Genomic DNA, 25323 nt, shown 5'->3' with positions numbered 1-25323 from the left:
CCGGCGGGCCTCCCGCTCCCATATAGAACCACCCCCTACCTCCCCGTGGAAAAGCAGATGAACCTCGAGAGACAGAGCTTCGATATCGACGAGCTGCAGGCCGGCCCCAGCTGGGCACCGAAGAACTGGCCCGTGATCGACAGCGACGACCTGACCGCCGCGCTCGACCCGCAGCAGATGCAGGTCGCGGTAAAGGCCGCCGCCGCCAAGGCCGGCGCGCCGCTGTCGAACGCCGAGGTCGAACGCGCGGCGAATGATTCGATCCGCGCGATGATGCTGATCCGCACTTATCGCGTGCGCGGGCATCTCGCCGCCAATCTCGACCCGCTGGGGCTCAGCACGCGCGAACTGCCCGCCGACCTGACGCCCGAATATCACGGTTTCTCCGGCGCCGACCTCGACCGCCCCGTCTGGCTCGGCGGCGCGCTGGGGCTCGAGAAGGCGACGATCCGCGAGATCGTGGCGATCCTGCGCGCCAATTATTGCGGCAATGTCGGCCTCGAATATATGCACATCTCGGACATCGAGGAGCGCATGTTCCTGCAGGAGCGGATGGAAGGCGCCGACAAGATCATCGAATTTTCGGTCGAGGGCAAACGCGCCATCCTGAACAAGGTGATCGAGGCCGAGGAATGGGAGAAATTCCTCGCGCGCAAATATGTCGGGACCAAGCGCTTCGGACTCGACGGGGGCGAGAGCATGATCCCCGCGATGGAAGCCATCATCAAATATGGCGGCCAGTACGGCGTGAAGGAAATCGTCTACGGCATGGCGCACCGCGGGCGCCTCAACATGCTCGCGAACGTGCTCGCCAAGCCGTACAAGGTGATCTTCCACGAATTTGCGGGCGGCAGCGCGAATCCCGACGATGTCGGTGGCTCGGGCGACGTCAAATATCACCTCGGTACCTCGACCGACCGCGAGTTCGGCGGCGCGTCGGTGCACATGTCGCTCGTCCCCAACCCCTCGCACCTCGAGGCGGTCGACCCGGTCGTGCTCGGCAAGGTGCGCGCGCAGCAGGTGGTGCGCGACGACCTCGACAAGCATGAGCAGGTGCTGCCCGTGCTGATCCACGGCGACGCGGCCTTTGCGGGGCAAGGGATCGTCTGGGAATGCCTCGGCTTCTCGGGCATCCGCGGTTACAACACCGGCGGCTGCATTCACTTCATCGTCAACAACCAGATCGGCTTCACGACCAGCCCACAATTCGCGCGCTCGTCGCCCTATCCGTCGGACGTTGCGAAGGGCGTGATGGCGCCGATCCTGCACGTCAACGGCGACGATCCCGAGGCGGTGACCTTCGCGTGCAAGCTCGCGATCGACTTCCGCCAGCGCTTCAAGCGCGACGTCGTGATCGACATGTGGTGCTACCGTCGCTTCGGCCATAACGAGGGCGACGAGCCTTCGTTCACCCAGCCCTTGATGTACGGCATCATCCGCCAGCATCCGCCGGTGTCGCAGATCTGCGCCGCCAAGCTCGAGGCCGAGGGCGTGATCGACGCGGGCTGGGCCGATGCGCGGCGCGCCGAATTCACCGCGCGGCTCGAAGGCGATTTCGAAGCGGCGAAGAGCTACAAGCCGAACAAGGCCGACTGGTTCGCCGGGCGCTGGTCGGGGCTGCACGCCCCCGCCGACCCCGAAAACGCCCGCCGCAACATCGCGACCGGGGTCAGCGACAAATTGTTCGACTCGATCGGCCGCATCATGACCACGGTTCCGGACGATCTGGAAGTCCACAAGACGCTGCGCCGCGTCATCGACGCGCGCGCCGCGATGTTCGCCGACAAGAGCGACCAGGAAGTGTTCGACTGGGCGACCGCCGAGAGCCTTGCCTTCGGCACCCTGCTCAGCGAGGGGTATCAGGTCCGCCTGTCGGGCCAGGATTCGGGCCGCGGCACCTTCAGCCAGCGCCACGCCGTCTGGGTCGACCAGAAGGACGAGCGCAAATATGTGCCGCTGACCACCGTCCCGCACGGCCGCTTCGAAGTGCTCGACAGCCCGCTCTCCGAATATGGCGTGCTCGGCTTTGAATATGGCTATGCGATGGCCGATCCGAAGAGCCTCGTGCTCTGGGAAGCGCAGTTCGGCGATTTCGCCAACGGCGCGCAGATCATGATCGACCAGTTCATCGCGTCGGGCGAAGCCAAATGGCTGCGCGCCAACGGCCTCGTGCTGCTGCTGCCGCATGGTTATGAGGGCCAAGGACCCGAGCATAGCTCGGCGCGCCTCGAACGCTTCCTCCAGCTGTGCGCGGGCGACAATATCCAGGTGTGCAATATTTCGACCCCGTCGAACTATTTCCACGTCCTGCGCCGCCAGATGCTGCGTCCGTTCCGCAAGCCGCTGATCATCATGACGCCCAAGTCGCTGCTGCGCCACAAGCTCGCGGTGTCGCAGCGCTCGGACTTCATCGGCGACGCGCATTTCCGCCGCATCATGTCCGACCGCACTCCGCCCGAGGACGCGAACATCAAGCGCGTCGTGCTGTGCTCGGGCAAGGTCGGCTACGACCTGATGGAAGCGCGCGACGCCGCGGGCTTGACCGACACGACGGTGATCCGCGTCGAGCAGATCTATCCCTTCCCGGGCGAGCCCCTCGCTGTGCGCCTGAAGCGTATGCCGAAGCTCGAGGACGTGGTCTGGGCGCAGGAAGAGCCGCGCAACAACGGCAGCTGGTCCTTCGTCGAGCCCTTCATCGAGGACGCGCTGGCCAGTGCCGGGCACAGGGGCATGCGTCCGCGCTACGCCGGCCGCGCCGCCGCCGCGTCGCCCGCAACCGGCCTGATGAGCCGCCACCAGACCGAACAGTCGGCGCTGGTCGCCGACGCGCTGGGGTTGTCAGTCCGGGCGGAAATCAGGCGCGCGAAAAACAAGGCATAGAACTATAGGGTGTGCCCCTGCGAAGGCAGGGGCCCATCTTCCACCGTTTGATGATGGGCCCCTGCCTTCGCAGGGGCACGGAAAGAGAAGAGACGATGAGCACCGAAGTCAAAGTCCCGACGCTGGGCGAAAGCGTCACCGAAGCGACGATCGGCGAATGGCTGAAGCAGCCCGGCGAAGCGGTCGCGCTCGACGAGCCGATCGCCAGCCTCGAAACCGACAAGGTCGCGGTCGAAGTGCCGTCGCCGGTCGCCGGGGTGATGGGGCAGCAGCTCGCCGCGGTCGGCGACACGGTCAATGTCGGCGCGACGATCGCGACCGTCGAGGCCGGCGGCGCGGCCGCTGCGCCCGCCGCTGCCGCTCCGGCGCCCGCCAAGGCCGAAGCCGCGGCGCCCGCGCCTGCCGCGAGCGCGCCCGCTCCCGCCGAGGAGGCTGGCGACGGCGTTACCACGCTGTCGCCCGCGGTGCGCCGCCTGGTGCTCGAGCATGGCCTCGACCCGAGCAGGATCAAGGGCACGGGCAAGGACGGCCGCCTGACCAAGGAAGATGTGCTCGCCGCCGCGAACAATGCGCCGGCCGCCGCGCCCGCGCCGTCTCCCGCACCTGCGCCCGCGCCTGCCGCGTCGAGCGCGCCGGGCCGCCAGGAAGAGCGCGTCAAGATGACGCGCCTGCGCCAGACGATCGCCAAGCGGCTGAAGGCCGCGCAGGACACGGCGGCGATGCTGACGACGTTCAACGACGTCGACATGTCGGCGGTGATCGCGACGCGCGACAAATATCGCGAGAGCTTCGAAAAGAAGCATGGCGTGCGCCTCGGCTTCATGAGCTTCTTCACCAAGGCGGTCGCGCTCGCCGCGCACGACATCCCCGCGGTCAACGCGCGGATCGAGGGCGACGAGATCGTCTATCACAATTATCTCGACGTTTCGGTCGCGGTCAGCGCGCCGAACGGCCTCGTCGTGCCGGTCGTGCGCAACGCCGACAGCATGAGCTTCGCCGAGATCGAAAAGGCGATCGCCGACCTCGGCAAGCGCGCCAAGGAAGGCACGCTGACGATGGACGACATGACCGGCGGCACCTTCACCATCTCGAACGGCGGCGTTTTCGGCGGCCTGATGTCGACCCCGATCATCAACCCGCCACAGTCGGCGGTGCTCGGCCTCCACCGCATCGAGGATCGCCCGGTCGTGCGGGATGGCGAGATCGTGATCCGTCCGATGATGTATCTCGCGATGAGCTACGACCACCGCCTGGTCGACGGCCGCGAGGCGGTGACCTTCCTCAAGACGATCAAGGAAGCGATCGAGGATCCGACGCGGCTGCTGATCGACCTGTAAGGGGAAAGCGGCGTGAGCGACGCGACCGAACCTTTGTTTTCGTACGGCACGCTCCAGTATCCGGACGTGCAGCGCGAACAATTCGGTCGCTTGCTCAGCGGGTCGACCGACGCGCTTGTCGGCTTCCGGCTCGGCCGGATCGCGATCACCGACCCCGAGGTCGTCCGCAAGAGCGGCGAGACGCACCATCCGGTGCTCGCGCCCGACCCGGACGGCTCGCACCGCATCGCCGGCACCCTATATTGGATCACGAAAAGCGAACTCGAAGCGGCCGATATCTACGAGGCCGGGGAATATGAGCGGCAGCGCGTGCGGCTGGAATCGGGCGAACAGGCCTGGGTCTATGTCGCCGCGCCGGGCCTGCAGATGGAGTGAATGATGGCTGACTATGATTATGACGTGCTTGTCATCGGTGCCGGCCCCGGCGGCTATGTCGCGGCGATCCGCGCGGCGCAGCTGGGGCTGAAGACCGCCTGCGCCGAAGGGCGCGAGACGCTGGGCGGTACGTGCCTCAACGTCGGCTGCATTCCGTCGAAGGCGATGCTCCACGCGTCGGAATATTATGACGCCGCGGCCAATGGCGCGATGGCGAAGATGGGGATCGACGTGACCCCGAAGCTGAACCTGCCCGCGATGCACGGCCAGCGCCTCGATGCAGTCAAGGGGCTGACCGGCGGCATCGAGTTCCTGTTCAAGAAGAACAAGGTCGACTGGCTGAAGGGCTATGCCGCGTTCACGTCGGCCGACACGGTCGAGGTTGCGGGCAAGGCCTATCGTGCGAAGAATATCGTCATCGCCACCGGCTCATCGGTCACGCCGCTGCCCGGCGTCGCGGTCGACAACGACAAGCAGATTATCGTCGATTCGACCGGCGCGCTCGAACTGGCGAAGGTTCCGGGGCATATGGTGGTGATCGGCGGCGGCGTGATCGGGCTCGAACTCGGCAGCGTGTGGCGCCGCCTCGGCGCCAAGGTGACCTGCGTCGAATTCCTCGACCAGATCCTGCCCGGCATGGACGCCGACGTCCGCAAGGACGCCAACCGCATCTTCAAGAAGCAGGGCATCGAATTCAAGCTCAAGACCAAGGTCACCAAGGCTGAGGTCAAGGGCAAGAAGGCGTTGCTGACGCTCGAACCCGCCGCGGGCGGCGACGCCGAGACGCTGGAGGCCGACGTCGTGCTGGTGTCGATCGGACGCCGCCCGAACACCGACGGGCTCGCCCTCGACAAGGCGGGCATCGCAGTCAACGCGCGCGGCCAGATCGAGACCGACCATGATTTCTCGACGCAGGTCCCCGGCATCTGGGCGATCGGCGACGTCATTCCCGGCCCGATGCTCGCGCACAAGGCCGAGGACGAGGGCATCGCGGTCGCCGAGAATATCGCGGGGCTGACCGGCATCGTGAACCATGACGTGATCCCGTCGGTCGTCTATACCATGCCCGAAATCGCCGGCGTCGGCCTGACCGAAGAGCAGGCGAAGGAGCGCGGCGAGGTCAAGGTCGGCAAATTCCCGATGGCGGGCAACAGCCGCGCCAAGACCAACCACGAACCCGACGGCTTCGTGAAGGTGATCGCCGATGCCAAGAGCGACCGCGTGCTCGGCGTGTGGATCATCGCCAGCGTCGCGGGCACGATGATCGCGCAGGCCGCGCAGGCGATGGAATTCGGTGCGACGTCCGAAGACATCGCCTACACCTGCCACGCCCACCCGACGCACAGCGAAGCGGTGAAGGAAGCGGCGATGGCGGTGACCGGCAAGCCGATCCACATCTGACGCATTGGGGAGACGGGGTATGGCGAAGCAGTGGCTCTGGGCGGCGGCTTCGCTGGCCCTTCTTCCGACGGGCGCTGCGGCGCAGACGGCGCCCGATCTGGCGGCCGCGAACACCCGGCTGATCGCGCTGCTCGACAAAAACTATCCGGCGCTCGACGCCATCTACAAGGACCTCCACGCCAATCCCGAACTGGGTGTGCAGGAGGTCCGCACCGCGGGCATCCTCGCCAAGCATCTGCGCAGCGCCGGCTTTACCGTTACCGAGAAGGTCGGCGGGACTGGCGTCGTCGGCGTGCTCAAGAATGGCGAAGGGCCGACGATCCTTATTCGCGCGGACATGGACGCGCTGCCCATGGAGGAAAAGACCGGCCTCGCCTGGGCGAGCAAGGCGCGCGCAACCTATGAGGGCCGCGACGTCCCCGTGATGCACGCCTGCGGCCACGACACGCATGTCGCCTATCTGGTCGGCGTCGCACAGGCGCTGTCGGCGATGCGCGACAGTTGGTCGGGCACCGTCGTCCTGATCGGCCAGCCCGCCGAAGAGATTCTGAAAGGCGCGCGCGCGATGCTCGACGACGGGCTGCTGACGCGCTTTCCGAAGCCCGATTATGGCTTTGCCGCGCATGTGCTCAACGGCCCGACCGGAACGATCGGGATCAAGGCGGGCACCGCCTTTTCGGCGTCGGACAGCTATTCGATCATTTTTCACGGACGCGGCGGCCATGGCTCGATGCCGTCGGCGGCGCTCGATCCGATCCCGATCGCGGCGCGCTTCGTCACCGATGTCCAGACGGTGATCAGCCGCGAAAAGGACCCCGCGGCCTTCGGCGTGCTGACGATCGGCGCGATCAACGCCGGCAGCGCGCCCAACATCATCCCCGACAGCGCCGAGGTGAAGGTCAACATGCGCTCGCTGACGCCCGAGGTGCGCGAATTATTGAACGCGGGCACCAAGCGTTCGGCGAAGGCCGCGGCGCTGATGGGCAATGCGCCCCATCCGACGATTACCTATTTGAGCGGCACCGCGAGCCTGGTGAACGACGAAAGCATGGCCGCCAACGGCCTCGCGATCCTGAAGCCCGTTTTCGGCGACCGGCTGTTGTTCGCGCCCGCGAGCGCGGCGCCCGTTTCGGCGAGCGAGGATTATTCCGAGTTCGTCGACGCCGGAATCCCGTCGCTCTATTTCGCAATCGGCGGCTATGATCCTGCGGTGCTCGCCGACCTCAAGGCCAAGGGCCAGCCGGTGCCGACCAACCATTCGCCCTTCTTCGCGCCCAAGGCCGAGCCGGTGATCCGCAATGCGGTGTCGGCGATCGTGCTGTCAATCATCGGCGGCGTCCGCCCCGCGGCGAAATAGCGGCCGCCGATGCTCGGCCTCGACAATATGCTGCTCGTCCGGCTGCTCGACCTCGTCGGCATCGGGGTGTTTGCGCTGTCGGGGGCGCTGATGGCGGTGCGGCTGCGGCAGACTTTGGTGACCGCGATGTTCTTCGCGCTCGTCACCGGAGTCGGCGGGGGCAGCGTGCGCGACCTGCTCATCGGCGCGCCGGTCTTCTGGGTCCAGGACGGCGCGATCGCCGCGGTGTGCATCGCGATCGCGCTGGTCGTCTGGATCACCCCCGAACGCTGGTGGCAGGGGCAATTGCTCGAATGGGCCGACGCCGTCGGGCTCGCGGCCTATGCGGTGTTCGGTACCGCCAAGGCGCTCGCCTGGGGCGTGCCGCCGGTGCCCGCGCTGCTGATGGGCGTGATCACCGGCTGCGTCGGCGGCACGATCCGCGACATTCTCGCCGGGGTGCCGTCGATCATCGTGCGGCCCGAAATCTATGTCACCGCGGCGGCGCTCGCGGCGGGCCTCTATCTGCTGCTGTTGTGGTTCGGGGTGGGGACGCCGGTCGCGGCGGTATGCGGCGCAGTCGCGGGTTTCGTCCTGCGCGGCGCGGCGATCCGCTGGTCGCTCGCGTTGCCCGCCTATCGCGACCTCGCGCGCTGAGCCGTCCCGCTTCGGGACGCAATCGCCCGCGCGGCGCACGTGCTGTCAGAAAGGATTAACCCGGCCCGCCTAGCTCCGCCGCGAAAGGGGCGCGTGGGGGCCTTGGACATCTTGCTGATCAGCTTCGGCGCGGGGGTCGCACCGGCCGGTTGCACGGCCGATTGCAACGCATCCGGCACTGCCGGGGCGCTGCTGCTCGGCATGCCGCCGGTCCTCCTGCTGCTTGTCATGCGCGACCGGTTGGGGCAGATATTCGCCGCAGCGCGCAGGGCATTTGGCCAGGTTGCCGCTGTGCAATTCCGATCTTTCCCTTGGCTTCGTCCCGCTGTCTGACGGCGCCGGACTTGCCAAATGCCAAATCTGTGGCAGGTTCGGCTTATGAACATGGATGTCAGCACCATCGCCCGCCGGGTGCGCGACCAGGCCGTCGCGCTGCCCGATCTCTTTGGCCGGATCGATTTCGACCGCGCGCCCGAACGCTGGGCAGCGGAGGCGGGCGACGTCACCGAGCTGGGGCGCGTGCGCGGGGTCGATCGCGCCGACTATCTGGGTGACGCCGATCTCGTCGCGCGTATCCGCGAATATACGATGCTCGGCGACCGCTCGGGCGACGCCTATGCCGCCCTGATGCCGCGCTATGGCTTCCAGCGCAGCGTCGCGATGCTCGTCGAGGCATGCGACAAGGGCATCGATGCGGTCGCTGCCGCGCCGCCCGAACTGGCGCGGTTGATCGGCGAGATGGAGGTCGTGCCCGACTGGCTCGACATGAAACTGGTCGAGGAGGGCGCCGCCTATGAGCGCAACGCCACCGCGAACCTCGCGCCTTTCCTGATCCGCGGCGCCTTCATCGCGACCTTCCTCAACAAATATTCGGCGCTGCCGATGGCGCTCACCGGCACGCTCGGCCATGCGACCGCGGCGCGGCGGGTGAAGGAGACCGCGACCTTCTTCGCCACTACTGCGCTGCCCGGCGCGCTCGAGCGCTTCGGCCCGGGGTTCAAGGCGGCGGCGATGGTGCGGCTGATGCATTCGATGGTGCGCGTCAACATACTGTCGCGGCCCGGCCTATGGGACGTCGAAACCTATGGCATGCCGATCCCGCAGCTCGACCAGATGCCCGCGGGGCTGATCCCGGTCTATTTCCTGTCGCAGGAGGTGCTGGCGAAGGGGCGGGCCAGCTTCACCCGCGAGGAGCGGGGGCGCGTCGAGCTCGCGCGCTACCGCTGCTATCTGCTCGGCCTGCCCGAGGACCTGCTCGCCGACACGCCGCAGGAGATCGTCCGCATCTGGCGCACGCGGAGCGCGACTTTGCGCTACGAATATGACGACCGCATCTGCGGCGGGCTGCTCCGCGCGACGATGGAGGCCGAGCTGTCGAAGGACGTGTCGCCGCGCGGACGGCTCACGCGGCGCCTCGAACGCTCGGCAAGCCGGGTGTTTTTCGTCAAGGCCTTCCTGAACGGCGACGAGGAGCGCGCGGCGAGCGTCGGCGTGCCCGTCGGCAAGCGCGACCACCTCATCTATGGCGCGACGATGCTCGGGGTCGCGGGGCGCATGGCGGCGTACCGCGCGGCGTTGCGGCTGCCCGGCGTGCGCCGCCTCGCCGACCGCGACCTCATCCGCCGCATCGAGCGCCAGCTCGCCGGATACGGCCATGCCGAGTTCCGCTCGGACGCTTCCGAATATCGCCCGGCGATGGCTTGACCGCGCCGCACGGTGCGGCAAACTGACATCTGGATAAAAGGATAAGCGCAGATATGACGATCGGCGAAGCGCAGGTGAACGGCATCAAGGTCACTTATGAAGACAAGGGGCCGAAGGACGCGCCCGCGATCCTGCTGGTGATGGGGCTGGGCGGGCAATTGACGCTGTGGCCCGACGAGTTCGTCGACGCGCTTGTCGCGCACGGCTTTCGCACCATCCGCTACGACAATCGCGACGTCGGCCTGTCGACGCGCTTCGAGGCGGCGGGGGTTCCCAATCTCAAATGGATGTTCGTGAAGGCGGCGCTGCGTTTGCCGGTGCGGCCGGCCTATACGCTCGCCGACATGGCGGCCGACGGGATCGGCCTGCTCGATCATCTGGGCATCGCAGAGGCGCATATCGTCGGCGCCTCGATGGGGGGCATGATCTCGCAGCATATCGCGGCGCGCTATCCCGAGCGCACCCTGTCGTTGACCTCGATCATGTCGACGACGGGCAACGCCAAATTGCCGCGCGCCAACAAGGACGCGATGGCGGTGCTCGCCAACCGCCCGATGAGCGGCGATCCCGAGGATATGATCGCCTATTCGGTGCGCGCCGCGCGGGTGATCGGCAGCCCCGCCTATCCCGCGACCGAGGAGCGGCTGCAGCGCCGCGTGCGCACCGATTTCGAGCGCGGCTGGTATCCGCAGGGCGTCGCGCGCCAGATGGCGGCGATCGTCGCTGACGGCGACCGGCGCGCGATGCTGAAGATGATCAAGGCCCCGACGCTCGTCATCCACGGCGAGGCCGATCCGCTCGTCCCGCTCGCGGGCGGCAAGGATACCGCGGCGAACATCCCCGGCGCGCGGCTGCTGACGATCCCCGGCATGGGGCACGACCTGCCGCTGGCGCTGGTCGATACGCTGGCGGATGCGGTTGCGGGGCATGCGCGGGATTATGCTGTGGCGGCTTGAGCGGTCTCGCGTAGGAGAGGCGGGTTTCGGGCGGGAGCGGACATTCCCAGCCCCTCCTCTTCGGAGGAGGGGTGCGAGACTTACGAACTTGTTCGTTAGTCGCAGCGGGGTGGTGGCCGCGGCTGGGCGTAAGCCTTCGGCCACCACCCCGTTCGACTAAAGGCCCGGCTGCGCCGGACCAAGTCTCTCTGCCCCTCCTCTGAAGAGGAGGGGTTTTAGGTCCGTTTCCCACTCCAAAGCCGACATTGTCGCAAGTCGCGACCTACACCGTCGCTTACTTCATCAACAACGCCAGCGTTGCGAGGAAGCCCTTTGCCTCGGCCTTGCCCGGCCGCGGCACCGCGGGGAGATAGGCGCGGCAGTCGAGGCAGCTCGCCTGCACCGACCCCGCCTCGGTGAGCAGCGCGAGGTCCTGGATCACGCGGCGCTCGATCATCTGGCGGTTCATCGCCGCGATGCCGAACCAGCCGCGTGGGCTTGCCGCCGTCTCTTCGGGCTGTTCGGCGCCGGTCCACTTTGCGAGCATCTTCGAAAATTCGCTCGGTTCATTCTCGAAATATTTGGCGTGGACCTCTCCGTCGACCTTGGCGAGCTTCGCCGCGGCGGCGATCGCGTCGGGCAGCCCGCCGAACTGGTCGACGAGCCCGATCTGGCGCGCGGTGCCGCCGGCCCAGACGCGGCCCTCGGCGATTTCCTCGACCTTGGCGAGCGGCTGCTTGCGGCTCTTGGCGACAAGGCCGGTGAAGCGCGCGTAGATATCCTCGACGCTCGCCTGCGCGAGCGCGTTGAACTCCGCATTGACCCCGCCGAGGATGTCGGGCTGGCCCGACAGCGGGGTGGTGGCGATGCCGTCGGTGGTCACCCCGACCTTGGCGAGCGTCTGTTCGAAGCTCGGCAGGATGCCGAAGACGCCGATCGAGCCGGTGATCGTGTCGGGCTCGGCGAAGATGCGGTCGGCGGGGGTCGAGATCCAGTAGCCGCCCGACGCCGCGACATTGGCCATCGAGACGACGACGGGCAGCTTCTTCGCCTTGGCGGCGAGCAAGGCCTGGCGGATCTGTTCGGAGGCGAGCACCGAGCCGCCCGGCGAATCGACGCGCAGCACCACCGCCTTGACGCTGTCGTCGGCGGCGGCGTCGAGAATGTGCTGCGCGACGGTCTCGCCGCCCGCGACGCCGTTGGGTGCTTCGCCGTCGACGATCTCGCCGACCACGGGCACGACCGCGATCGCGCTGCCCGGCTGCGCGGGCGGGTTGGCGGCGACCCAATTCTCGAGCGGAATGGCGTTGTAATTCCACGGCTGGCTGTCGTCATAGGCGCCGCTGATCTCGGCGACGCGGCTGGCGAACGCCATGCGGCTGCCGAGCTTGTCGACCAGCCCGGCGTCGAGCGAGGCTTTGCTGAGGTCGTTGCCCGCGGCGCGCACTGCAGCGCCGGTGTCGGCGATGAAGGGATCGATCTTCGCCTGGGGCCGCGCCTTCCTCACATCGGCCAGCCACTGCTCCCACAAAGCGCCGGCATAGGCGAGGTTGGCGGCTTCGGCCTCGGGCGACTGGTCGCTGCGCAGAAAGGGTTCGACCGCGCTCTTGAAGGTGCCGACGCGATAGATGTTCGCGGTGACCCCCAGCCGGTCCATCAGCCCCTTGTAATAGAGACGTGATCCGCCCGGCCCCGCGATCGCGACGCCGCCGATCGGGTCGGCCCAGACCTCGCTGGCGTGCGAGGCGATCTGGTAGCTGTCGGTGGTATAGGCGGTGGCGAAGGCGAGCACGGGCTTCTTCTTCGCGCGCACCTTGTCGATCGCGTCGCCGATCTCGGCGAGCGACACCTGCCCGCCGCCGAGGAAGCGGTCGAGGTCGAGCACGACCGAGGTCACGCGCTTGTCGTCGGCGGCGCTTTCGAGCGCGTGGACGACGTCGCGGACGCGGACTTCCTTGAGGTTATTGCCGCCCGACAGCGCCGCGAAGGGATCGATCTCGGCGGGCTGTTCGCTGACGATGCCGTCGAGCTCGATCAGCAGCGCGCCCTCGCTGACCGGCAGCCCGGCGTTGGGGCGCCCTGCGAGCAGCCCGAAGAGCGTGACGAAGAAGAGCAGGAGGAAGATCAGCGCCAGCCCGTCCTTGATCGCGACGAGCAGGTTCCAGACCTTGCGCGGAAAGCTGGTCGTGCTCTTGGGCTTGTCGTCGCCGGGCAGCGGGCGGCGCACGGGGATCGCCCAGGGGCCAGCGGGATCGTTGGTGTTTGTAGTGGTGTCGGTCATGGACGCAAACCTAGGGATGCCGCCCGCCGTTGGCAATGCACGCTTCGACGGGCGGGCGATGGGGAGGGGGCCAACGACTTTTCACCAACCCCTCCTCTGAAGAGGAGGGGTCTAAAAGCTCAGAGCCACCCTTCGCGGCGATACCAGCGTACCGTCTCGGCCAGCGTCTCGCCGGTGTCGCGATCGGGGCGCCACAGCTCGGGCGGCGGGCAGGCGCCGGTGGCGGCGACCCAGTCGGGATGCGCGATATAGCGCGCGCGGTCGGGTGTCAGTTTCGCGCGGCCGCGGCGCACCAGCTTGTCGATCCGCCCGCCGGCCTTGAGCACCGCGGCGGGCACCGACAGGGTCGAGACATGGCTGCGCCCCACCGCGCGCCCGATCATCCGCGCGAAGCTGCGGTGCGACCAGCCGGTGGGTTTGCCGTCGTCGGGCTCGTAGGTCTGGCCGATACTCGCGTCGCGGTCGGCAGCGAGCGCGACGAGCAGCCGCGCGAGTTCGTCGACATAAATCGCCGACATCCGCCCTGCGGGCGGCAGCAGCGCGATGCCGCGCCGCGCCATGCGGAACAGGTCGAGCATCTCGGTGTCGCCGGGGCCGAACACCGCGGGCGGACGCACGATCGTCCAGTCGAGCCCGCTCGCCTTGACGATCGTCTCGGCGCGCGCTTTCGACCAGCTGTAGTTCGAGATACCGGGCTCGCGCGCGGCGAGCGACGAGACATGGACGAAGCGCGTGATCCCGGCGCCGCGCGCGGCATCGATGACATGGCCGGTCGCGGTAGCGTTGCCCGCCTCGAACGCGGCGCGCGTCGGCACGTTCACCACGCCCGCGATATGCATCACCGCGTCGCTGCCCGCCGCCATCGCGGCCAGGCTGTCCGGCTGATCGAGCGCGCCCATAATCCAGGTGACGCCGTCGCGCTCGGGCTGCGGCCGGCGGGTGAGTGCGCGGACGTGCCAGCCCGCTTCGACCGCGCGGCGCAACGTCGCGCCGCCGACGAAGCCGGTCGCGCCGGTCATCGCGAGGGTGGGGGCGGTCATATTCCGATCCTCCCCGGAACGGGGAGGGGGACCATGCGAAGCATGGTGGAGGGGTACGGGCAGTCCAACGCAGCGCCCGACCGATGGTGCCCCTCCACCACCCTGCGGGTGGTCCCCCTCCCCTTGCAGGGGAGGATCACAAGAGCACCATATGGTCGCGGTGGACCATCGCGGCGCGCGGGGCATAGCCGAGCGCGGCTTCCTGCGCGTCGCGGCCGAGGCCGAGGATCGCCGCCGCATCGGCGTCGGGATATTCGGAGAGGCCGCGCGCGACGACGCGGCCGTCGGGCCCTGCGATGTCGAGGATGTCGCCGCGCGCGAAACGCCCCGATGCCGCGGTGACTCCCGCGGCCAGCAGGCTGGCGCCGCCCTGCAGCGCCTTGGCTGCGCCCGCGTCGATGGTCAGCCGGCCCTTGGCGGTCAGCCCGCCCGCGAGCCAGGCCTTGCGCGCGCTCGCGCCCCTTTCGGCGACGAACAGGCTGTGGCGCGCCTCGGTCGACAGCGGGTGGTCGATATGGCCCGAGACGATCGCGAGATGCGCGCCCGCGGCATTGGCGATCCGCGCCGCGGCGATCTTCGACACCATGCCGCCCGACCCCATGCCCGAGGCCGATCCGCTGTCGGCCATCGCCTCGATACCGGCGTCGATGCGTTCGATCCGCGCAATATGTTGCGCGCCCGCCTGCGCGGGGTTGCGGTCGTAGAGGCCGTCGATGTCGCTGAGCAGGATCACCCCGCCCGCGGCGGCGGCTTGGGCGACGCGCGCCGCGAGCCGGTCGTTGTCGCCGAAGCGGATTTCCTCGGTCGCGACGCTGTCATTCTCGTTGATGATCGGCACGACACCGAGGCTGAGCAAGCGGCCGAGCGTCGCGGCGGCGTTGAGATAGCGGCGGCGATGCTCGAGATCGTCGAGCGTGACGAGCATCTGCGCCGCGGTCAGCCCTTCGGCGCCGAGCACCTCGGCCCAGACCTGGCTCAGCGCGATCTGCCCGGTGGCAGCCGCGGCCTGTGCATCCTCAAGGCTCGCGCGCCCTCCTTTCGCAAGGCCCAGCCGCCGCGCGCCGAGCGCGATCGCGCCCGACGAGACCACCGCGACCTGCTGCCCCGCCTTCACGCGCGCTGCGATATCGGCGGCGATCCCTGCCAGCCAGTCGCGCCGCACCGCGCCGTCCGGGTCGACGAGCAGGGCCGAGCCGATCTTGACGATCAGCCGGGGGCAGGAGGCGGGTGGAAACAGCGACATGGACGGTTCTTCTAGCCCTCTCCCGCTGGCGGGAGAGGGTTGGGTGAGGGTGGTGCGGCCTTCGCCGGCGTTTGCGCCAGTTCGCCCAACACCGTCGAAATCACGCCCTCCATATTCAGAAGCACATCGTTGTTCCAGAAGCGGATGACATGGAAATTCTTTGCTTCGAGAAAGGCCGTGCGCGCGGCGTCGACTTCCGCACTATGCTGTCCGCCGTCGAGTTCGACGATGAGCCTGGCCTCGATGCAGGCGAAGTCGACGATATAGGAGCCGATGCTGACTTGCCGGCGAAATTTGTACCCGTCGAGTTGACGGTTCCGGGCGCGCGACCAGAAGGCGCGTTCGGCGTCGGTGGAATTGCGACGCAGGTTGCGGGCGTTGGGGTTGGTCCTGCGTGCTATCGCCATGTCGCTCCACCCTCATCCAAGCGCCGCTAGCCGCCTGCGGCGGCAAGCTGTGCTATCCTTCTCCCGCCAGCGGGAGAAGGGGGCCGATCCATATCGGTCGGATCAAACCGGCGACCATTCCCCGTCGCCATCCTCGGGGTCTTCGCCCGCTTTGTCGCCGGCGATGATCTCGAGCAATTTGTCGAGCACCGGATCGATCCCCGCGCCGCTCGCGCCCGAGAGCGCCATCACCGGGTGGCCGCTCTCTTCCGCAAGCTCCGCCGACAGTGCCGCGATCAGTTCGTCGTCGAGCGTGTCGATCTTGTTGAGCGCGACGATCACCGGCTTGTCGATCAGGTCGGCGCCATAGGCCTCGAGCTCGTCGCGCACGATGCGGTAGCTGGTCGCGACATCCTCGTCATTGGCGTCGACGAGGTGGAGCAGCACGCGGCAGCGCTCGATATGGCCGAGGAAGCGGTCGCCGACCCCGGCGCCGTCGGCGGCGCCCTCGATCAGCCCGGGAATGTCGGCGACGACGAACTCATGCCCCTTGTGGCTGACGACGCCGAGCTGCGGGCGGAGCGTGGTGAAGGCATAGGCGCCGACCTTGGCCTGCGCATTGCTGACCGCGTTGATGAAGGTCGACTTGCCGGCATTGGGCAGGCCGACGAGGCCCGCGTCGGCGAGCAGTTTGAGGCGCAGCCACACCCACATTTCCTCGCCGGGCCAGCCCGGGCCGTGCTGGCGCGGGGCGCGGTTGGTCGAGGTCTTGTAGCTCGCATTGCCGCGCCCGCCGTCGCCGCCGCGCAGGAAGGCGAGGCGCTCGCCTTCCTTGGTGAGGTCGGCGAGCAGGCTGCGCTCCTCGTCGTCGCCCAGGATCTGCGTGCCGATCGGCACCTGGATGACGAGATCGGGGCCGCCCGCGCCGGTGCGGTCGCGGCCCGCGCCGGGGGTGCCGCGCCTGGCCTTGAAATGCTGGGTGTAGCGAAAGTCGATCAGCGTGTTGAGCCCCGCGACCGCCTCGAAGATCACGTCGCCGCCCTTGCCGCCGTTGCCGCCGTCGGGGCCGCCATATTCGATATATTTCTCGCGCCGGAACGACACGGCGCCGGGGCCGCCGTCGCCGGACTTGATGAAGATCTTGGCTTGGTCGAGGAAATGCATGGCGGGGCCTTCGGGCGCGGGAAGCTGGAACTAAACCTCTAAACCCGCTCGTGTCGAGCGAAGTCGAGACACCCCGCAACACAGCGCCGAGCCGAGAGGAATCTCGACTTCGCTCGATGCGAACGGGATGGGGAAAGCGGCCCCTTAGCGCGCGCGCAACAAAATTGCCAGCGGCGTTGATGCCGGGTTGGGGTGGGAAGCTGCCTTTGCCTTATTCCAAAGTTCAGGAAAGTTCAGCCCTGTGCGCCTCCCGAATAGAGACCTCGGAGACCGCTGTATTCGCCGAGCGGAAGAGTCGAGATCGACGCTGGCATAGCCGGATTTTTTAGGAAAGGCCTTTTTTGAGGGCGGCGGTTTTGGGGTAGTTAGCGGACGTTTAGCCCTCTCCCCTTGAGGGGAGAGGATAGCGCAGCTTGCTCCGTCAGGAGCTAGCGAAGCTTGGAGAGGGGTGCTTGGACGTCGGCGGTCGGAAACCCCTCTCAACTCCGGCTAGGCAGCAAGCTGCCAAGCCTGCGTATCTCTCCCCTCAAGGGGAGAGAGCATAACCCTGCGAACGGCCGCAACCGCCCGATACCCGCCGTTCGACCCCGCTCAGCCCCCCGGCTTGCCGCCATGCTCGGCCCAGAATTTCGCGATCCGTCCGGTGATCAGTTCGGTGGCCAGCACGCGCGAGGTGTCGCGCGGCAGGTCGAGCGCCTCAGCCATCGGTCCGCCCAGCTGCGCGTCGCCGAGTGCCATCAGCACCAGCGCCAGCGTATCTTCGTGCATCAGTCGCTTTTCATGCGCGTCGGGCGCCATGCCGTCGATCAGGCGGTGGATCGCCTCGACGATCGGGTCGAGCGCGTCGTCGTTGCCCGTCGCCGCCATCCAGGTCGCGAGCGCGCCCGCGCCCCCTTCGTTGAAGGCGTCGAACGCGAGGTCGACGATCTCGCGCACATTGCGCTCGCCCGGGGGCGATTCGGCCATCTTCTTGCCGATCGTCGCGCACACGGTTTCGGCCTGATAGGCGGCGAGCGCCTTTTGCAGCCCCGCGGCGCTGCCGAAATGGTGGAGCAGATTGGCGTGGGTGCGGTCGATCCGCGCCGCCACGGCTTTCAGCGTCACCGCCGCGGGGCCCATCTCGACCAATATCGTCCGCGCCGCTTCGAGCGCCGCCGATCGGCTCTCCTCGGGACTCAGGCGCTTCTTCGCTACTATTGACATATATGTTAATAAGCCCTATTGCTCCACCCCATGATCCCTTTCGAACGGTGACAAACATATGTCCAGCCTTTCCCACAACCCGACCCCCGCCGACCTCGCCATCACCCCGCGCGACATGCGCTTCGGGCGCGACGACCGGCAGGGGCGCTGGTGGCTGAACGACGACCCGATCGCCTCGGCGTTCCACACCGCGCTGTCGGTGACCTTCCCGCGCGGCGAGGCGATGTTCATCGAGGCGGTGAAGGCGCACCGCGAGGGTGTCCCCGAGAAATTGGCGCGCGAAATCCGCGCCTTCACCCAGCAGGAAGTGATCCACAGCCGCGAGCATGTGGTGTTCAACAAGAAGGCGGCGGAGGCGGGCTACGATCTTTCGGAGCTCGAGGACGACGTCAACCAGGTGCTCGACCTGATCAAGCAGCGCCCGCAGATCGTCAACCTGATGGCGACGATCGCGCTCGAACATTATACCGCGATGATGGCGGCGGTGATGCTGAAGGATCCCAAAATGTACGCGGGCGCCGAGCCCGAATGGGCGGCCTTGTGGAAATGGCACGCGATCGAGGAGATCGAGCATAAGGGCGTCGCCTATGACACCTGGCTGCACGCGACGAAGGACTGGAGCCGCTTTAGGCGCTGGCGTGCGAAATCGATCATGATGCTGCTCGTCACCAGCCGCTTCTGGCCGAAGCGCGTCAAGGGGATGAAGGCGCTGCTGAAGCAGGACGGGCTGACCGGCTGGCGCGTCACCGCGCGCATCTGGTGGTACCTCTTGGGCAAGCCTGGCGTGCTGCGCCGCAGCTTCCTGCCGTGGCTCAGCTATTTTCTCCCGGGTTTCCACCCGTGGAACCACGACGACCGCGCGCTGATCCAGCTCCATGAAAGCGATTATGCCGATGCGGTGATGCCGCAGCATAGCTCGGCGCCGGCGCGGCACGAGGAATTGGCGGCGGCGGCCGCCTGACCGGCTCGCGAAGGCGGAGCCTCAAAGGGCTCTCTCTCCCCATTTCCGGGGCTTCGTCTTCGCGGGACCGGCGGCTTGCTGTGCAGCGCGCGCGCTGATAGCCGGGGCGCCATGTTCACCACGCCCCCGATCATCGAGACCGCCCGCCTGCGCCTGCGCGAACATCGCCTGTCGGACAAGGCCGACCATGTTGCGATGTGGGCCGACGAACGCGTGACGCGCTTCATCGGCGGCGAACCGCGCGCGCCCGACGTCAGCTGGGGCAAGTTCCTGTCCGCCGCGGGGCTGTGGCCGGTGATGGGCTATGGCTATTGGGTCTTCGCCGACAAGGCCAGCGACCGGCTGATCGGCATGGGCGGGCTCAGCTATTTCGGCCGCGGCATCCCCGAACTGGAAGGCCAGCCCGAGGCGGGCTGGGCCTTCGACGCCGACCATTGGGGCGGCGGCCTCGCGACCGAGGCGATGGCGGCGGTGCTGGCGTGGGCCGACGCCAATCTCGACGCCGCGGATGTGCGCTGCATCATCGAGCCGGGACACGGCGCGTCCGAGCGCGTCGCGGCGAAGCTGGGGTTCGGGCTGATCGGGCAAAGCGATGTGTTGCCCGAGGTGGTGAATGTCTACGCGCGGGTGCGCGGCGCTTAATCCTCCCCGCTTGCGGGGAGGGGGACCGCCCAAAGGGCGGTGGAGGGGGTTCGCGTTCCGAGGCGGCGTTGCCTGAGGGCGCCACCCCCCTCCGTCAGTCGCTGCGCGACTGCCACCTCCCCGCAAGCGGGGAGGATCGGTCAGGCCAGCTCCACCACCAGCACGCCGCCGTCGGCGCTGACCACACGCACCTTGCTGCCTTCGGCGGCGTCCGGCCCGCGCACCGGCCATTCGCCGTCGCCGACCTTGGCGCGGCCGCGGCCGTTTTCGATTCCGTGGGTCAGCGTCAGCACTTCGCCGACCAGCCGGCCGCCGCGCTGGTTGAGCAGCGGGTCGGTGCTGGTGATCGGGTTCGCCTTCAGCCAGCGGCGCGTCGTGTAGAGCGCGACGAAGGACAGGATCGCAAAGATGACGAGCTGCAGCGGGATGCCGATCGGCAGCACCCAGGCGAGCAGCCCGGTCGCGATCGCCGCGGCGCCGAGCCAGACGAGGAAAAAGCCCGGCGCTACGATCTCGGCGGCGGCGAGCAGCACGCCGAGCGCGAGCCACGCCCAGTGCGGGTCGAGGTTGGCCAGCCAGTCGGGCATCTCACTGACCCCCGTCGCGTTTGCCGAGCGCATCCCGGGCGAGCTCGCCGATGCCGCCCAGGGTGCCGATCAGCTGCGTCGCCTCGACCGGGAAGAGGATCGTCTTGGCATTGGGGCTGGTCGCGAACTGGCTCACCGCCTCGACATATTTCTGCGCGATGAAATAGTTGATCGCCTGCGCATTGCCGCCGGCGATCGCGTCCGACACCATCTGCGTCGCCTTGGCTTCGGCCTCGGCCTCGCGTTCGCGCGCCTCGGCGTCGCGGAAGGCGGCTTCGCGGCGGCCCTCGGCCTGCAGGATCTGGCCCTGCTTCTCGCCCTCGGCGCGCAGGATTTCGGAGGCGCGCATGCCCTCGGCTTCGAGGATGTTGGCGCGCTTCTCGCGCTCGGCCTTCATCTGCCGCGCCATCGCGTTCGAGATGTCGGCGGGCGGGCGAATGTCCTTGATCTCGACACGCGTGATCTTGACGCCCCAGGGCGTCGTCGCATCGTCGACCACATGCAGCAGACGGGTGTTGATCTCGTCGCGCTTCGACAGCGTTTCGTCGAGGTCCATCGAGCCCATCACGGTGCGCAGGTTGGTCGTCGTCAGGTTCATGATCGCGAGATAGAGGTCGCTGACCTCATAGGCGGCTTTCGCTGCATCGAGCACCTGGAAGAAGACGACGCCGTCGACCGCGACCATCGCATTGTCCTTGGTGATGATTTCCTGGCCGGGAATGTCGAGCACCTGTTCCATCATATTGACCTTGCGACCGACGCGGTCGAAGATCGGCATGATGAAGTTGAGCCCCGGCTGCGCGGTGTGGGTGAAGCGGCCGAAGCGCTCGATCGTATAGGCATAGCCCTGCCGCACGGGCGTCAGCGCCCACAGCACGAACACCAGCGCCAGCACGACCCCGGCAATCGCCACATAACCCATCGTCCATCCCCTCCGCAAATGTCCACCTGCAAGCCCTTCTTTATTGCGGCTTTGGGCCCTTTGCGCCAGACAAAAGCGCATGACCGACTTCGCGCCCCGCTCGCTCCTCTATGTCCCCGGCTCGAACGCGCGCGCGCTCGAAAAGGCGCAAGGGCTCGCCGCCGACATGCTGATCGTCGACCTCGAGGATGCGGTGCCGGCGGATCGCAAGGCCGAGGCGCGCGATGCGATGCGCGCCGCGGTGACCGCGGGCTATCCGGGCAAGCGGATCGCGGTGCGGATCAACGGCACGGGCAGCGAGCATCAGGCGGCGGACATCAATGCGGTCGCGGGGCTGCCGCTCGACGCCGTCGTGCTGCCCAAGGTCGATGCGGTCGCCGACCTCGAACCCGCGCGCGGGCTGGGCTTGCCATTGCTCGCGATGATCGAGACGCCGACCGCCATCTATGCCGCGCGCGACATCGCCGCCGACGTATCGGTCGCGGGGCTGGTCGCGGGGCTCAACGACCTCGCGCACGAACTGAAGCTGCCCGACGGCATGGACCGGGGCGCGATGAGCCATGCGATCCAGGCGATTGTCCTTGCTGCGCGCGCGGGCGGCGTCCGGTGCTTCGACGGCGTCTATAATAAGATTGACGATGCCGCGGGCTTCGCGGCGGAGGCCGCCGAGGGGCGGTGGCTGGGCTTCGACGGCAAGACGCTCATCCACCCGTCGCAGGTCGATCCGTGCAACGCCGCCTTCGCACCGTCGGCGCGTGAGATCGCCGCCGCCGAGGCGCTCGTCGCGGCGGCGACCGGCGGCGCGCAGCGGCATGACGGGCGGATGATCGAGGACATGCACGTCGCGGCGGCAAGGGCGCTGCTGGAGCGGGCGGGTGGTCGGTGACTGGCATCGGGCGGTGGCTGCCGTTTCCCAGCCCCTCCTCTTCAGAGGAGGGGTAGCGAGACTTACGCGCTTGCGCGTTAGTCGCAGCGGGGTGGTGGTCGAAGGAAAGAGCCGAGCTTCCCGCACCACCCCGCTCGACTAAGGCCCGGCTGCGCCTGACCAAGTCTCTCTGCCCCTCCTCTGAAGAGGAGGGGTTTTAGCGTCTTAGAACACCCCAAAGCCGATACCGACCCACCACCCGACCTGACCAACACCCGCCCTGCTTCGACGAACGCGCCTTGCCCGGCTTTCGCGAGCATGCCATGCCGCGCGCCCATGCACGCAACTAAGTTTCGCGCCGCGATCGCGGCCGTCGCCCTCCTGGCCCTTGCCGCCCCCACCGTCCACGCCAAGCCCGTCGACGCCCCGGTCACCGAGGCCGAGCTCGCCGCCGACATCGGCGTCCTCGCGAGCGACGCCTTCGAAGGCCGCGCGCCAGGGACCGAGGGCGAGGACCGCACCATCGCGTGGATCGTCGGTCAATGGGCGAAGCTGGGCCTCGAACCCGTGCCGGGCAGCGCGACCCCCTGGCTGCAGCCGGTGCCGCTGGTCGAAAGCCAGTCGGCGTCGGGCAGCGTCAAATTCAAGGCCAAGGGCCGCGAGGTCAAGCTCGCCGACGACGGCCTGATCCTGACCGGCCGCGACCCGTCGCTGGCGCTCGCCGACGTGCCCGTGGTCTTCGTCGGTTATGGCGTCGATGGTGCGGGCAAGGTCAATGCCGACGTCGCGGGCAAGCTTGCGATCCTGCTTTATGAGAACGCGCCCTTCGGCGACAAGCTGCCGCGCTATCGCGAACGGCGCCAGATGCTCGCCGATGCCGGCGCGGCGGCGGTGCTGGTCGTCGCGCCCGACAGCCTGCCCTGGGCCGATCTCCGCGCCTCGCTCGGCAGCAAGACGGTGCGCCTCGCGAGCGCCAAGCCCGGCGCGCAGGCGAGCGGCTTCATCGCGCAGCCCGCGGTCCAGACTTTGCTCGGCAAGCAAGCCGACGCGGCGATAGCCGCGGCGAAGAGTGCCGATTACCGCGGCCTCGTGCTACCGCTGACCGCCGATCTGTCGGCGACCACGTCAGTGCGCCCCTTCGCCAGCCACAATGTCATCGCCAGGCTGCCCGGCGCCAGGCCCGACGGCAAGGCGGTGCTGTTCCTCGGCCATTGGGACCATCTCGGCATCTGCGGCGAAGAAGGCGACGCCGACCGCATCTGCAACGGCGCGGTCGACAATGCGAGCGGCATCGCGGTGCTCAATGCGGTCGCGAAGCGCCTCGCGGCCGGCCCGCGCCCCGACCGCGACATTTATTTCATGGCGACCACGGCGGAGGAAAAGGGGCTGATCGGCGCTTATCATTTTGCCGACCACGCCGTAGTGCCGCTGACCGATATTACCGTCGCGCTCAACATCGACACCATCGCCATTTCGCCGCGCGGCACGCCGGTCGCGACGATCGGGCGCGGGCGTCCGGCCTATGATGCGGTGATCCGCAAGGTCGCGGCCGACCTCGGCCGCAAGCTCGACGAGGATGGCGAGGCCGATGCCTTCGTCCAGCGGCAGGACGGCTGGGCGCTCGGCGCCAAGGGCGTGCCGTCGCTGATGGTCGGCGGCAGCTTTTCGGACATGCCGCTGCTCGAGGCGTTCCTGGAGAGCGACTATCACCGCGCGGCCGACAATTTCAGCGACAAGATCCCGCTCGGCGGCGCGGCGGAAGACGCCGACCTGCACGTCGCGCTCGGGCGCGTGTTCGCGGACACCAAGGCGTGGAGCGGGGCCGAGAAATAACACGTCGCCCCCGCGCAGGCGGGGGCCGCTGGCAACCTTGCGCTAGGCCGATGGCGGCCAGTTAAGGGTTGGACATGCCCCGCATGTCCAAGGATTGTCCGGGGGACAATCCGACCCTTCACTCCTGCGCGGGGGCGACGAATTATTGCTAAGCCGCCTGCTTCGCCCGCTCGGCCATTTCCTGGTTGAGCATTTCCGCGAGCAGGAACGCCAGCTCCAGCGACTGCCCCGCGTTCAACCGCGGATCGCAATGCGTGTGATAGCGGTCGGCGAGGTCCATCTGGGTCACGTCCATCGCGCCGCCGGTGCATTCGGTGACATTCTGGCCGGTCATCTCGATGTGGATGCCGCCGCCATGCGTGCCTTCGGCGCGGTGGACGGCAAAGAAGCCGCGCACTTCGGCGAGGATGCGCTCGAACGGGCGCGTCTTGTAGCCGTTGGGCGTCTTGATGACATTGCCGTGCATCGGGTCGCACGACCAGACGACCGGGTGCCCCGATTCCTTCACCGCGCGCACCAGCTTGGGCAGATGCGCCTCGATCTTGTCGTGGCCATAGCGGGTGATCAGCGTCATGCGGCCCGCGACATGATTGGGGTTGAGCGTGTCGAGCAGGCGCAGCAGCACGTCGGGCTCGAGGCTCGGCCCGCATTTCATGCCAACCGGATTGCCGATACCACGCAGATACTCGATATGCGCCGAGCCTTCGAAGCGCGTGCGGTCGCCGACCCACAGGAAATGGCCCGAGGTGTCGTACCAGCCGCCGGTCAGGCTGTCCTGCCGCGTCAGCGCCTGCTCATAGGGGAGCAGCAGCGCTTCGTGGCTGGTGTAGAAGCTGGTGCCCTTGATCTGCGGCACCGTCTCCGGCGTCACCCCGCACGCTTCCATGAAGGCGAGCGCTTCGGAAATCCGCGCCGCGGTTTCCTGATATTTCTTGGCCCAGGGGCTGCGGTCCATGAAGTCGTGCGTCCAGGCGTTGACCTGGTGCAGGTTCGCATAACCGCCGCCGGCGAAGGCGCGCAGCAGATTGAGCGTCGCCGCCGACTGGTTATACGCCTTGATCATGCGCTGCGGATCGGGGGCGCGGCCCGCGGCCTCGAACGCGATGTCGTTGATGATGTCGCCGCGATAGCTCGGCAGCTCGACGCCGCCGATGTCTTCCATGTCGGCCGAACGCGGCTTGGCGAACTGGCCCGCCATGCGGCCGAGCTTTACCACGGGCATTTTCGACGCAAAGGTCAGCACGACCGCCATCTGGAGCAGCACGCGGAAGGTGTCGCGGATGTTGTTCGGATGGAATTCGGCAAAGCTCTCGGCGCAGTCGCCGCCCTGGAGCAGGAAGGCCTTGCCCTCGGCGACGCGGCCGAGGTCGCGGGTCAGGTCGCGCGCTTCGCCCGCAAAGACCAGGGGCGGATAGTTCGACAGCTCGCGCTCGGCTGCGGCGAGCGCGGCATCGTCGGGGTAGGTGGGAAGCTGGCGGGCTTCGTGCGAGCGCCAGCTGTGCGGCTGCCATTGCTGTGTCATAACCGAAAAAATCCAAAATCCGAATCGCGCGCCGCCATGGCGCGAACCC

General features: G+C 67.9%; 22 protein-coding genes. 13 read left to right on the top strand and 9 right to left on the bottom strand.

Annotated elements, in window-relative coordinates; all coding sequences use genetic code 11:
- Window positions 1–57 precede the first annotated feature (57 nt).
- From AC1RNQ_RS08700 to AC1RNQ_RS08660, 9 genes are all read left to right on the top strand, one after another.
- Window positions 58–2880 carry a 2-oxoglutarate dehydrogenase E1 component gene (locus tag AC1RNQ_RS08700; RefSeq protein ID WP_493170502.1) on the top strand — a complete coding sequence of 941 codons (2823 nt, stop codon included), beginning with the start codon at window positions 58–60 and terminating at the stop codon, window positions 2878–2880.
- Between the two features lie 95 nt (window positions 2881–2975).
- Window positions 2976–4217: a 2-oxoglutarate dehydrogenase complex dihydrolipoyllysine-residue succinyltransferase gene (gene odhB, locus AC1RNQ_RS08695; protein WP_493170500.1), complete on the top strand. Its 1242-nt coding sequence runs from the start codon at window positions 2976–2978 to the stop codon at window positions 4215–4217.
- Window positions 4218–4229: 12 nt separating this feature from the next.
- The gene (locus AC1RNQ_RS08690; protein WP_493170498.1) at window positions 4230–4592 is read left to right on the top strand and encodes a gamma-glutamylcyclotransferase family protein; all 363 of its coding nucleotides are present in this window, start codon (window positions 4230–4232) and stop codon (window positions 4590–4592) included.
- Between the two features lie 3 nt (window positions 4593–4595).
- Entirely contained in the window at window positions 4596–5993 is a 1398-nt protein-coding gene (gene lpdA, locus AC1RNQ_RS08685; protein ID WP_493170496.1) for a dihydrolipoyl dehydrogenase, read from the top strand.
- 19 nt (window positions 5994–6012) lie between these two features.
- The gene (locus AC1RNQ_RS08680) at window positions 6013–7350 is read left to right on the top strand and encodes an amidohydrolase (RefSeq protein WP_493170495.1); all 1338 of its coding nucleotides are present in this window, start codon (window positions 6013–6015) and stop codon (window positions 7348–7350) included.
- Between the two features lie 9 nt (window positions 7351–7359).
- Entirely contained in the window at window positions 7360–7986 is a 627-nt protein-coding gene (locus AC1RNQ_RS08675) for a trimeric intracellular cation channel family protein (protein WP_493170494.1), read from the top strand.
- Between the two features lie 102 nt (window positions 7987–8088).
- Entirely contained in the window at window positions 8089–8319 is a 231-nt protein-coding gene (locus tag AC1RNQ_RS08670) for a hypothetical protein (RefSeq protein ID WP_493170493.1), read from the top strand.
- Between the two features lie 45 nt (window positions 8320–8364).
- Window positions 8365–9690: an oxygenase MpaB family protein gene (locus tag AC1RNQ_RS08665; RefSeq protein WP_493170491.1), complete on the top strand. Its 1326-nt coding sequence runs from the start codon at window positions 8365–8367 to the stop codon at window positions 9688–9690.
- Window positions 9691–9743: 53 nt separating this feature from the next.
- The gene (locus AC1RNQ_RS08660; RefSeq protein WP_493170489.1) at window positions 9744–10646 is read left to right on the top strand and encodes an alpha/beta fold hydrolase; all 903 of its coding nucleotides are present in this window, start codon (window positions 9744–9746) and stop codon (window positions 10644–10646) included.
- A gap of 274 nt (window positions 10647–10920) precedes the next feature.
- Here the strand turns inward: AC1RNQ_RS08660 and sppA are convergent, their stop codons facing one another.
- The 6 genes from sppA to AC1RNQ_RS08630 form a co-directional block, all read right to left on the bottom strand.
- Complete coding sequence (sppA, locus tag AC1RNQ_RS08655) at window positions 10921–12906, bottom strand: signal peptide peptidase SppA (RefSeq protein ID WP_493170487.1); 1986 nt, start codon at window positions 12904–12906, stop codon at window positions 10921–10923.
- Between the two features lie 119 nt (window positions 12907–13025).
- On the bottom strand, window positions 13026–13946 hold the full coding sequence (locus AC1RNQ_RS08650; RefSeq protein WP_493170486.1) for an NAD(P)H-binding protein: 921 nt from the start codon (window positions 13944–13946) through the stop codon (window positions 13026–13028).
- A gap of 136 nt (window positions 13947–14082) precedes the next feature.
- Entirely contained in the window at window positions 14083–15189 is a 1107-nt protein-coding gene (gene proB / locus AC1RNQ_RS08645; protein ID WP_493170484.1) for a glutamate 5-kinase, read from the bottom strand.
- An 11-nt stretch (window positions 15190–15200) separates the two neighbouring features.
- Window positions 15201–15596, bottom strand: a complete 396-nt coding sequence (locus AC1RNQ_RS08640; protein ID WP_493170482.1) for an endonuclease domain-containing protein — start codon at window positions 15594–15596, stop codon at window positions 15201–15203.
- A 102-nt stretch (window positions 15597–15698) separates the two neighbouring features.
- Window positions 15699–16739, bottom strand: coding sequence for a GTPase ObgE (obgE, locus tag AC1RNQ_RS08635; protein WP_493170481.1), 1041 nt, complete (start codon window positions 16737–16739; stop codon window positions 15699–15701).
- 591 nt (window positions 16740–17330) lie between these two features.
- Window positions 17331–17942, bottom strand: coding sequence for a TetR/AcrR family transcriptional regulator (locus tag AC1RNQ_RS08630; RefSeq protein ID WP_493170480.1), 612 nt, complete (start codon window positions 17940–17942; stop codon window positions 17331–17333).
- A 58-nt stretch (window positions 17943–18000) separates the two neighbouring features.
- Between AC1RNQ_RS08630 and AC1RNQ_RS08625 the strand changes: the two genes are divergently transcribed.
- Together AC1RNQ_RS08625 and AC1RNQ_RS08620 are read left to right on the top strand one after the other, a co-directional pair.
- Complete coding sequence (locus AC1RNQ_RS08625) at window positions 18001–18903, top strand: metal-dependent hydrolase (protein WP_493170479.1); 903 nt, start codon at window positions 18001–18003, stop codon at window positions 18901–18903.
- 111 nt (window positions 18904–19014) lie between these two features.
- Window positions 19015–19545, top strand: a complete 531-nt coding sequence (locus AC1RNQ_RS08620) for a GNAT family N-acetyltransferase (RefSeq protein ID WP_493170478.1) — start codon at window positions 19015–19017, stop codon at window positions 19543–19545.
- A gap of 140 nt (window positions 19546–19685) precedes the next feature.
- Here AC1RNQ_RS08620 and AC1RNQ_RS08615 read toward each other — a convergent pair whose 3' ends face one another.
- Together AC1RNQ_RS08615 and AC1RNQ_RS08610 are read right to left on the bottom strand one after the other, a co-directional pair.
- Window positions 19686–20132 (bottom strand): NfeD family protein, encoded by a 447-nt coding sequence (locus AC1RNQ_RS08615; RefSeq protein ID WP_493170477.1) that lies wholly within the window; start codon window positions 20130–20132, stop codon window positions 19686–19688.
- A 1-nt stretch (window position 20133) separates the two neighbouring features.
- On the bottom strand, window positions 20134–21054 hold the full coding sequence (locus AC1RNQ_RS08610) for an SPFH domain-containing protein (RefSeq protein ID WP_493170475.1): 921 nt from the start codon (window positions 21052–21054) through the stop codon (window positions 20134–20136).
- A 79-nt stretch (window positions 21055–21133) separates the two neighbouring features.
- Between AC1RNQ_RS08610 and AC1RNQ_RS08605 the strand changes: the two genes are divergently transcribed.
- Window positions 21134–21940, top strand: a complete 807-nt coding sequence (locus AC1RNQ_RS08605) for an HpcH/HpaI aldolase/citrate lyase family protein (RefSeq protein ID WP_493170473.1) — start codon at window positions 21134–21136, stop codon at window positions 21938–21940.
- Between the two features lie 315 nt (window positions 21941–22255).
- Entirely contained in the window at window positions 22256–23752 is a 1497-nt protein-coding gene (locus AC1RNQ_RS08600; RefSeq protein ID WP_493170472.1) for a M28 family peptidase, read from the top strand.
- A gap of 148 nt (window positions 23753–23900) precedes the next feature.
- Here AC1RNQ_RS08600 and AC1RNQ_RS08595 read toward each other — a convergent pair whose 3' ends face one another.
- Entirely contained in the window at window positions 23901–25274 is a 1374-nt protein-coding gene (locus tag AC1RNQ_RS08595) for a class II 3-deoxy-7-phosphoheptulonate synthase (protein ID WP_493170471.1), read from the bottom strand.
- Between the last annotated feature and the right edge of the window lie 49 nt (window positions 25275–25323).

Source organism: Sphingopyxis sp. GW821-FHT12F08 (genome assembly GCF_058806755.1).
Note: the sequence above shows the minus strand (reverse complement) of the source record. Positions and strands in the feature narration are given on the sequence as shown.

Excerpts from the sequence above, each read along its gene's own strand:
- sppA (WP_493170487.1), bottom strand. The coding sequence starts at position 12,906 with ATGACCGACACCACTACAAACACCAACGATCCCGCTGGCCCCTGGGCG.
- AC1RNQ_RS08675 (WP_493170494.1), top strand. The coding sequence starts at position 7,360 with ATGCTCGGCCTCGACAATATGCTGCTCGTCCGGCTGCTCGACCTCGTC.
- AC1RNQ_RS08625 (WP_493170479.1), top strand. The coding sequence starts at position 18,001 with ATGTCCAGCCTTTCCCACAACCCGACCCCCGCCGACCTCGCCATCACC.
- AC1RNQ_RS08650 (WP_493170486.1), bottom strand. The coding sequence starts at position 13,946 with ATGACCGCCCCCACCCTCGCGATGACCGGCGCGACCGGCTTCGTCGGC.
- odhB (WP_493170500.1), top strand. The coding sequence starts at position 2,976 with ATGAGCACCGAAGTCAAAGTCCCGACGCTGGGCGAAAGCGTCACCGAA.
- AC1RNQ_RS08700 (WP_493170502.1), top strand. The coding sequence starts at position 58 with ATGAACCTCGAGAGACAGAGCTTCGATATCGACGAGCTGCAGGCCGGC.
- AC1RNQ_RS08630 (WP_493170480.1), bottom strand. The coding sequence starts at position 17,942 with ATGTCAATAGTAGCGAAGAAGCGCCTGAGTCCCGAGGAGAGCCGATCG.
- obgE (WP_493170481.1), bottom strand. The coding sequence starts at position 16,739 with ATGCATTTCCTCGACCAAGCCAAGATCTTCATCAAGTCCGGCGACGGC.
- AC1RNQ_RS08680 (WP_493170495.1), top strand. The coding sequence starts at position 6,013 with ATGGCGAAGCAGTGGCTCTGGGCGGCGGCTTCGCTGGCCCTTCTTCCG.
- AC1RNQ_RS08610 (WP_493170475.1), bottom strand. The coding sequence starts at position 21,054 with ATGGGTTATGTGGCGATTGCCGGGGTCGTGCTGGCGCTGGTGTTCGTG.
- AC1RNQ_RS08605 (WP_493170473.1), top strand. The coding sequence starts at position 21,134 with ATGACCGACTTCGCGCCCCGCTCGCTCCTCTATGTCCCCGGCTCGAAC.
- AC1RNQ_RS08595 (WP_493170471.1), bottom strand. The coding sequence starts at position 25,274 with ATGACACAGCAATGGCAGCCGCACAGCTGGCGCTCGCACGAAGCCCGC.
- AC1RNQ_RS08620 (WP_493170478.1), top strand. The coding sequence starts at position 19,015 with ATGTTCACCACGCCCCCGATCATCGAGACCGCCCGCCTGCGCCTGCGC.
- lpdA (WP_493170496.1), top strand. The coding sequence starts at position 4,596 with ATGGCTGACTATGATTATGACGTGCTTGTCATCGGTGCCGGCCCCGGC.
- AC1RNQ_RS08640 (WP_493170482.1), bottom strand. The coding sequence starts at position 15,596 with ATGGCGATAGCACGCAGGACCAACCCCAACGCCCGCAACCTGCGTCGC.
- AC1RNQ_RS08600 (WP_493170472.1), top strand. The coding sequence starts at position 22,256 with ATGCACGCAACTAAGTTTCGCGCCGCGATCGCGGCCGTCGCCCTCCTG.
- AC1RNQ_RS08615 (WP_493170477.1), bottom strand. The coding sequence starts at position 20,132 with ATGCCCGACTGGCTGGCCAACCTCGACCCGCACTGGGCGTGGCTCGCG.
- proB (WP_493170484.1), bottom strand. The coding sequence starts at position 15,189 with ATGTCGCTGTTTCCACCCGCCTCCTGCCCCCGGCTGATCGTCAAGATC.
- AC1RNQ_RS08660 (WP_493170489.1), top strand. The coding sequence starts at position 9,744 with ATGACGATCGGCGAAGCGCAGGTGAACGGCATCAAGGTCACTTATGAA.
- AC1RNQ_RS08665 (WP_493170491.1), top strand. The coding sequence starts at position 8,365 with ATGAACATGGATGTCAGCACCATCGCCCGCCGGGTGCGCGACCAGGCC.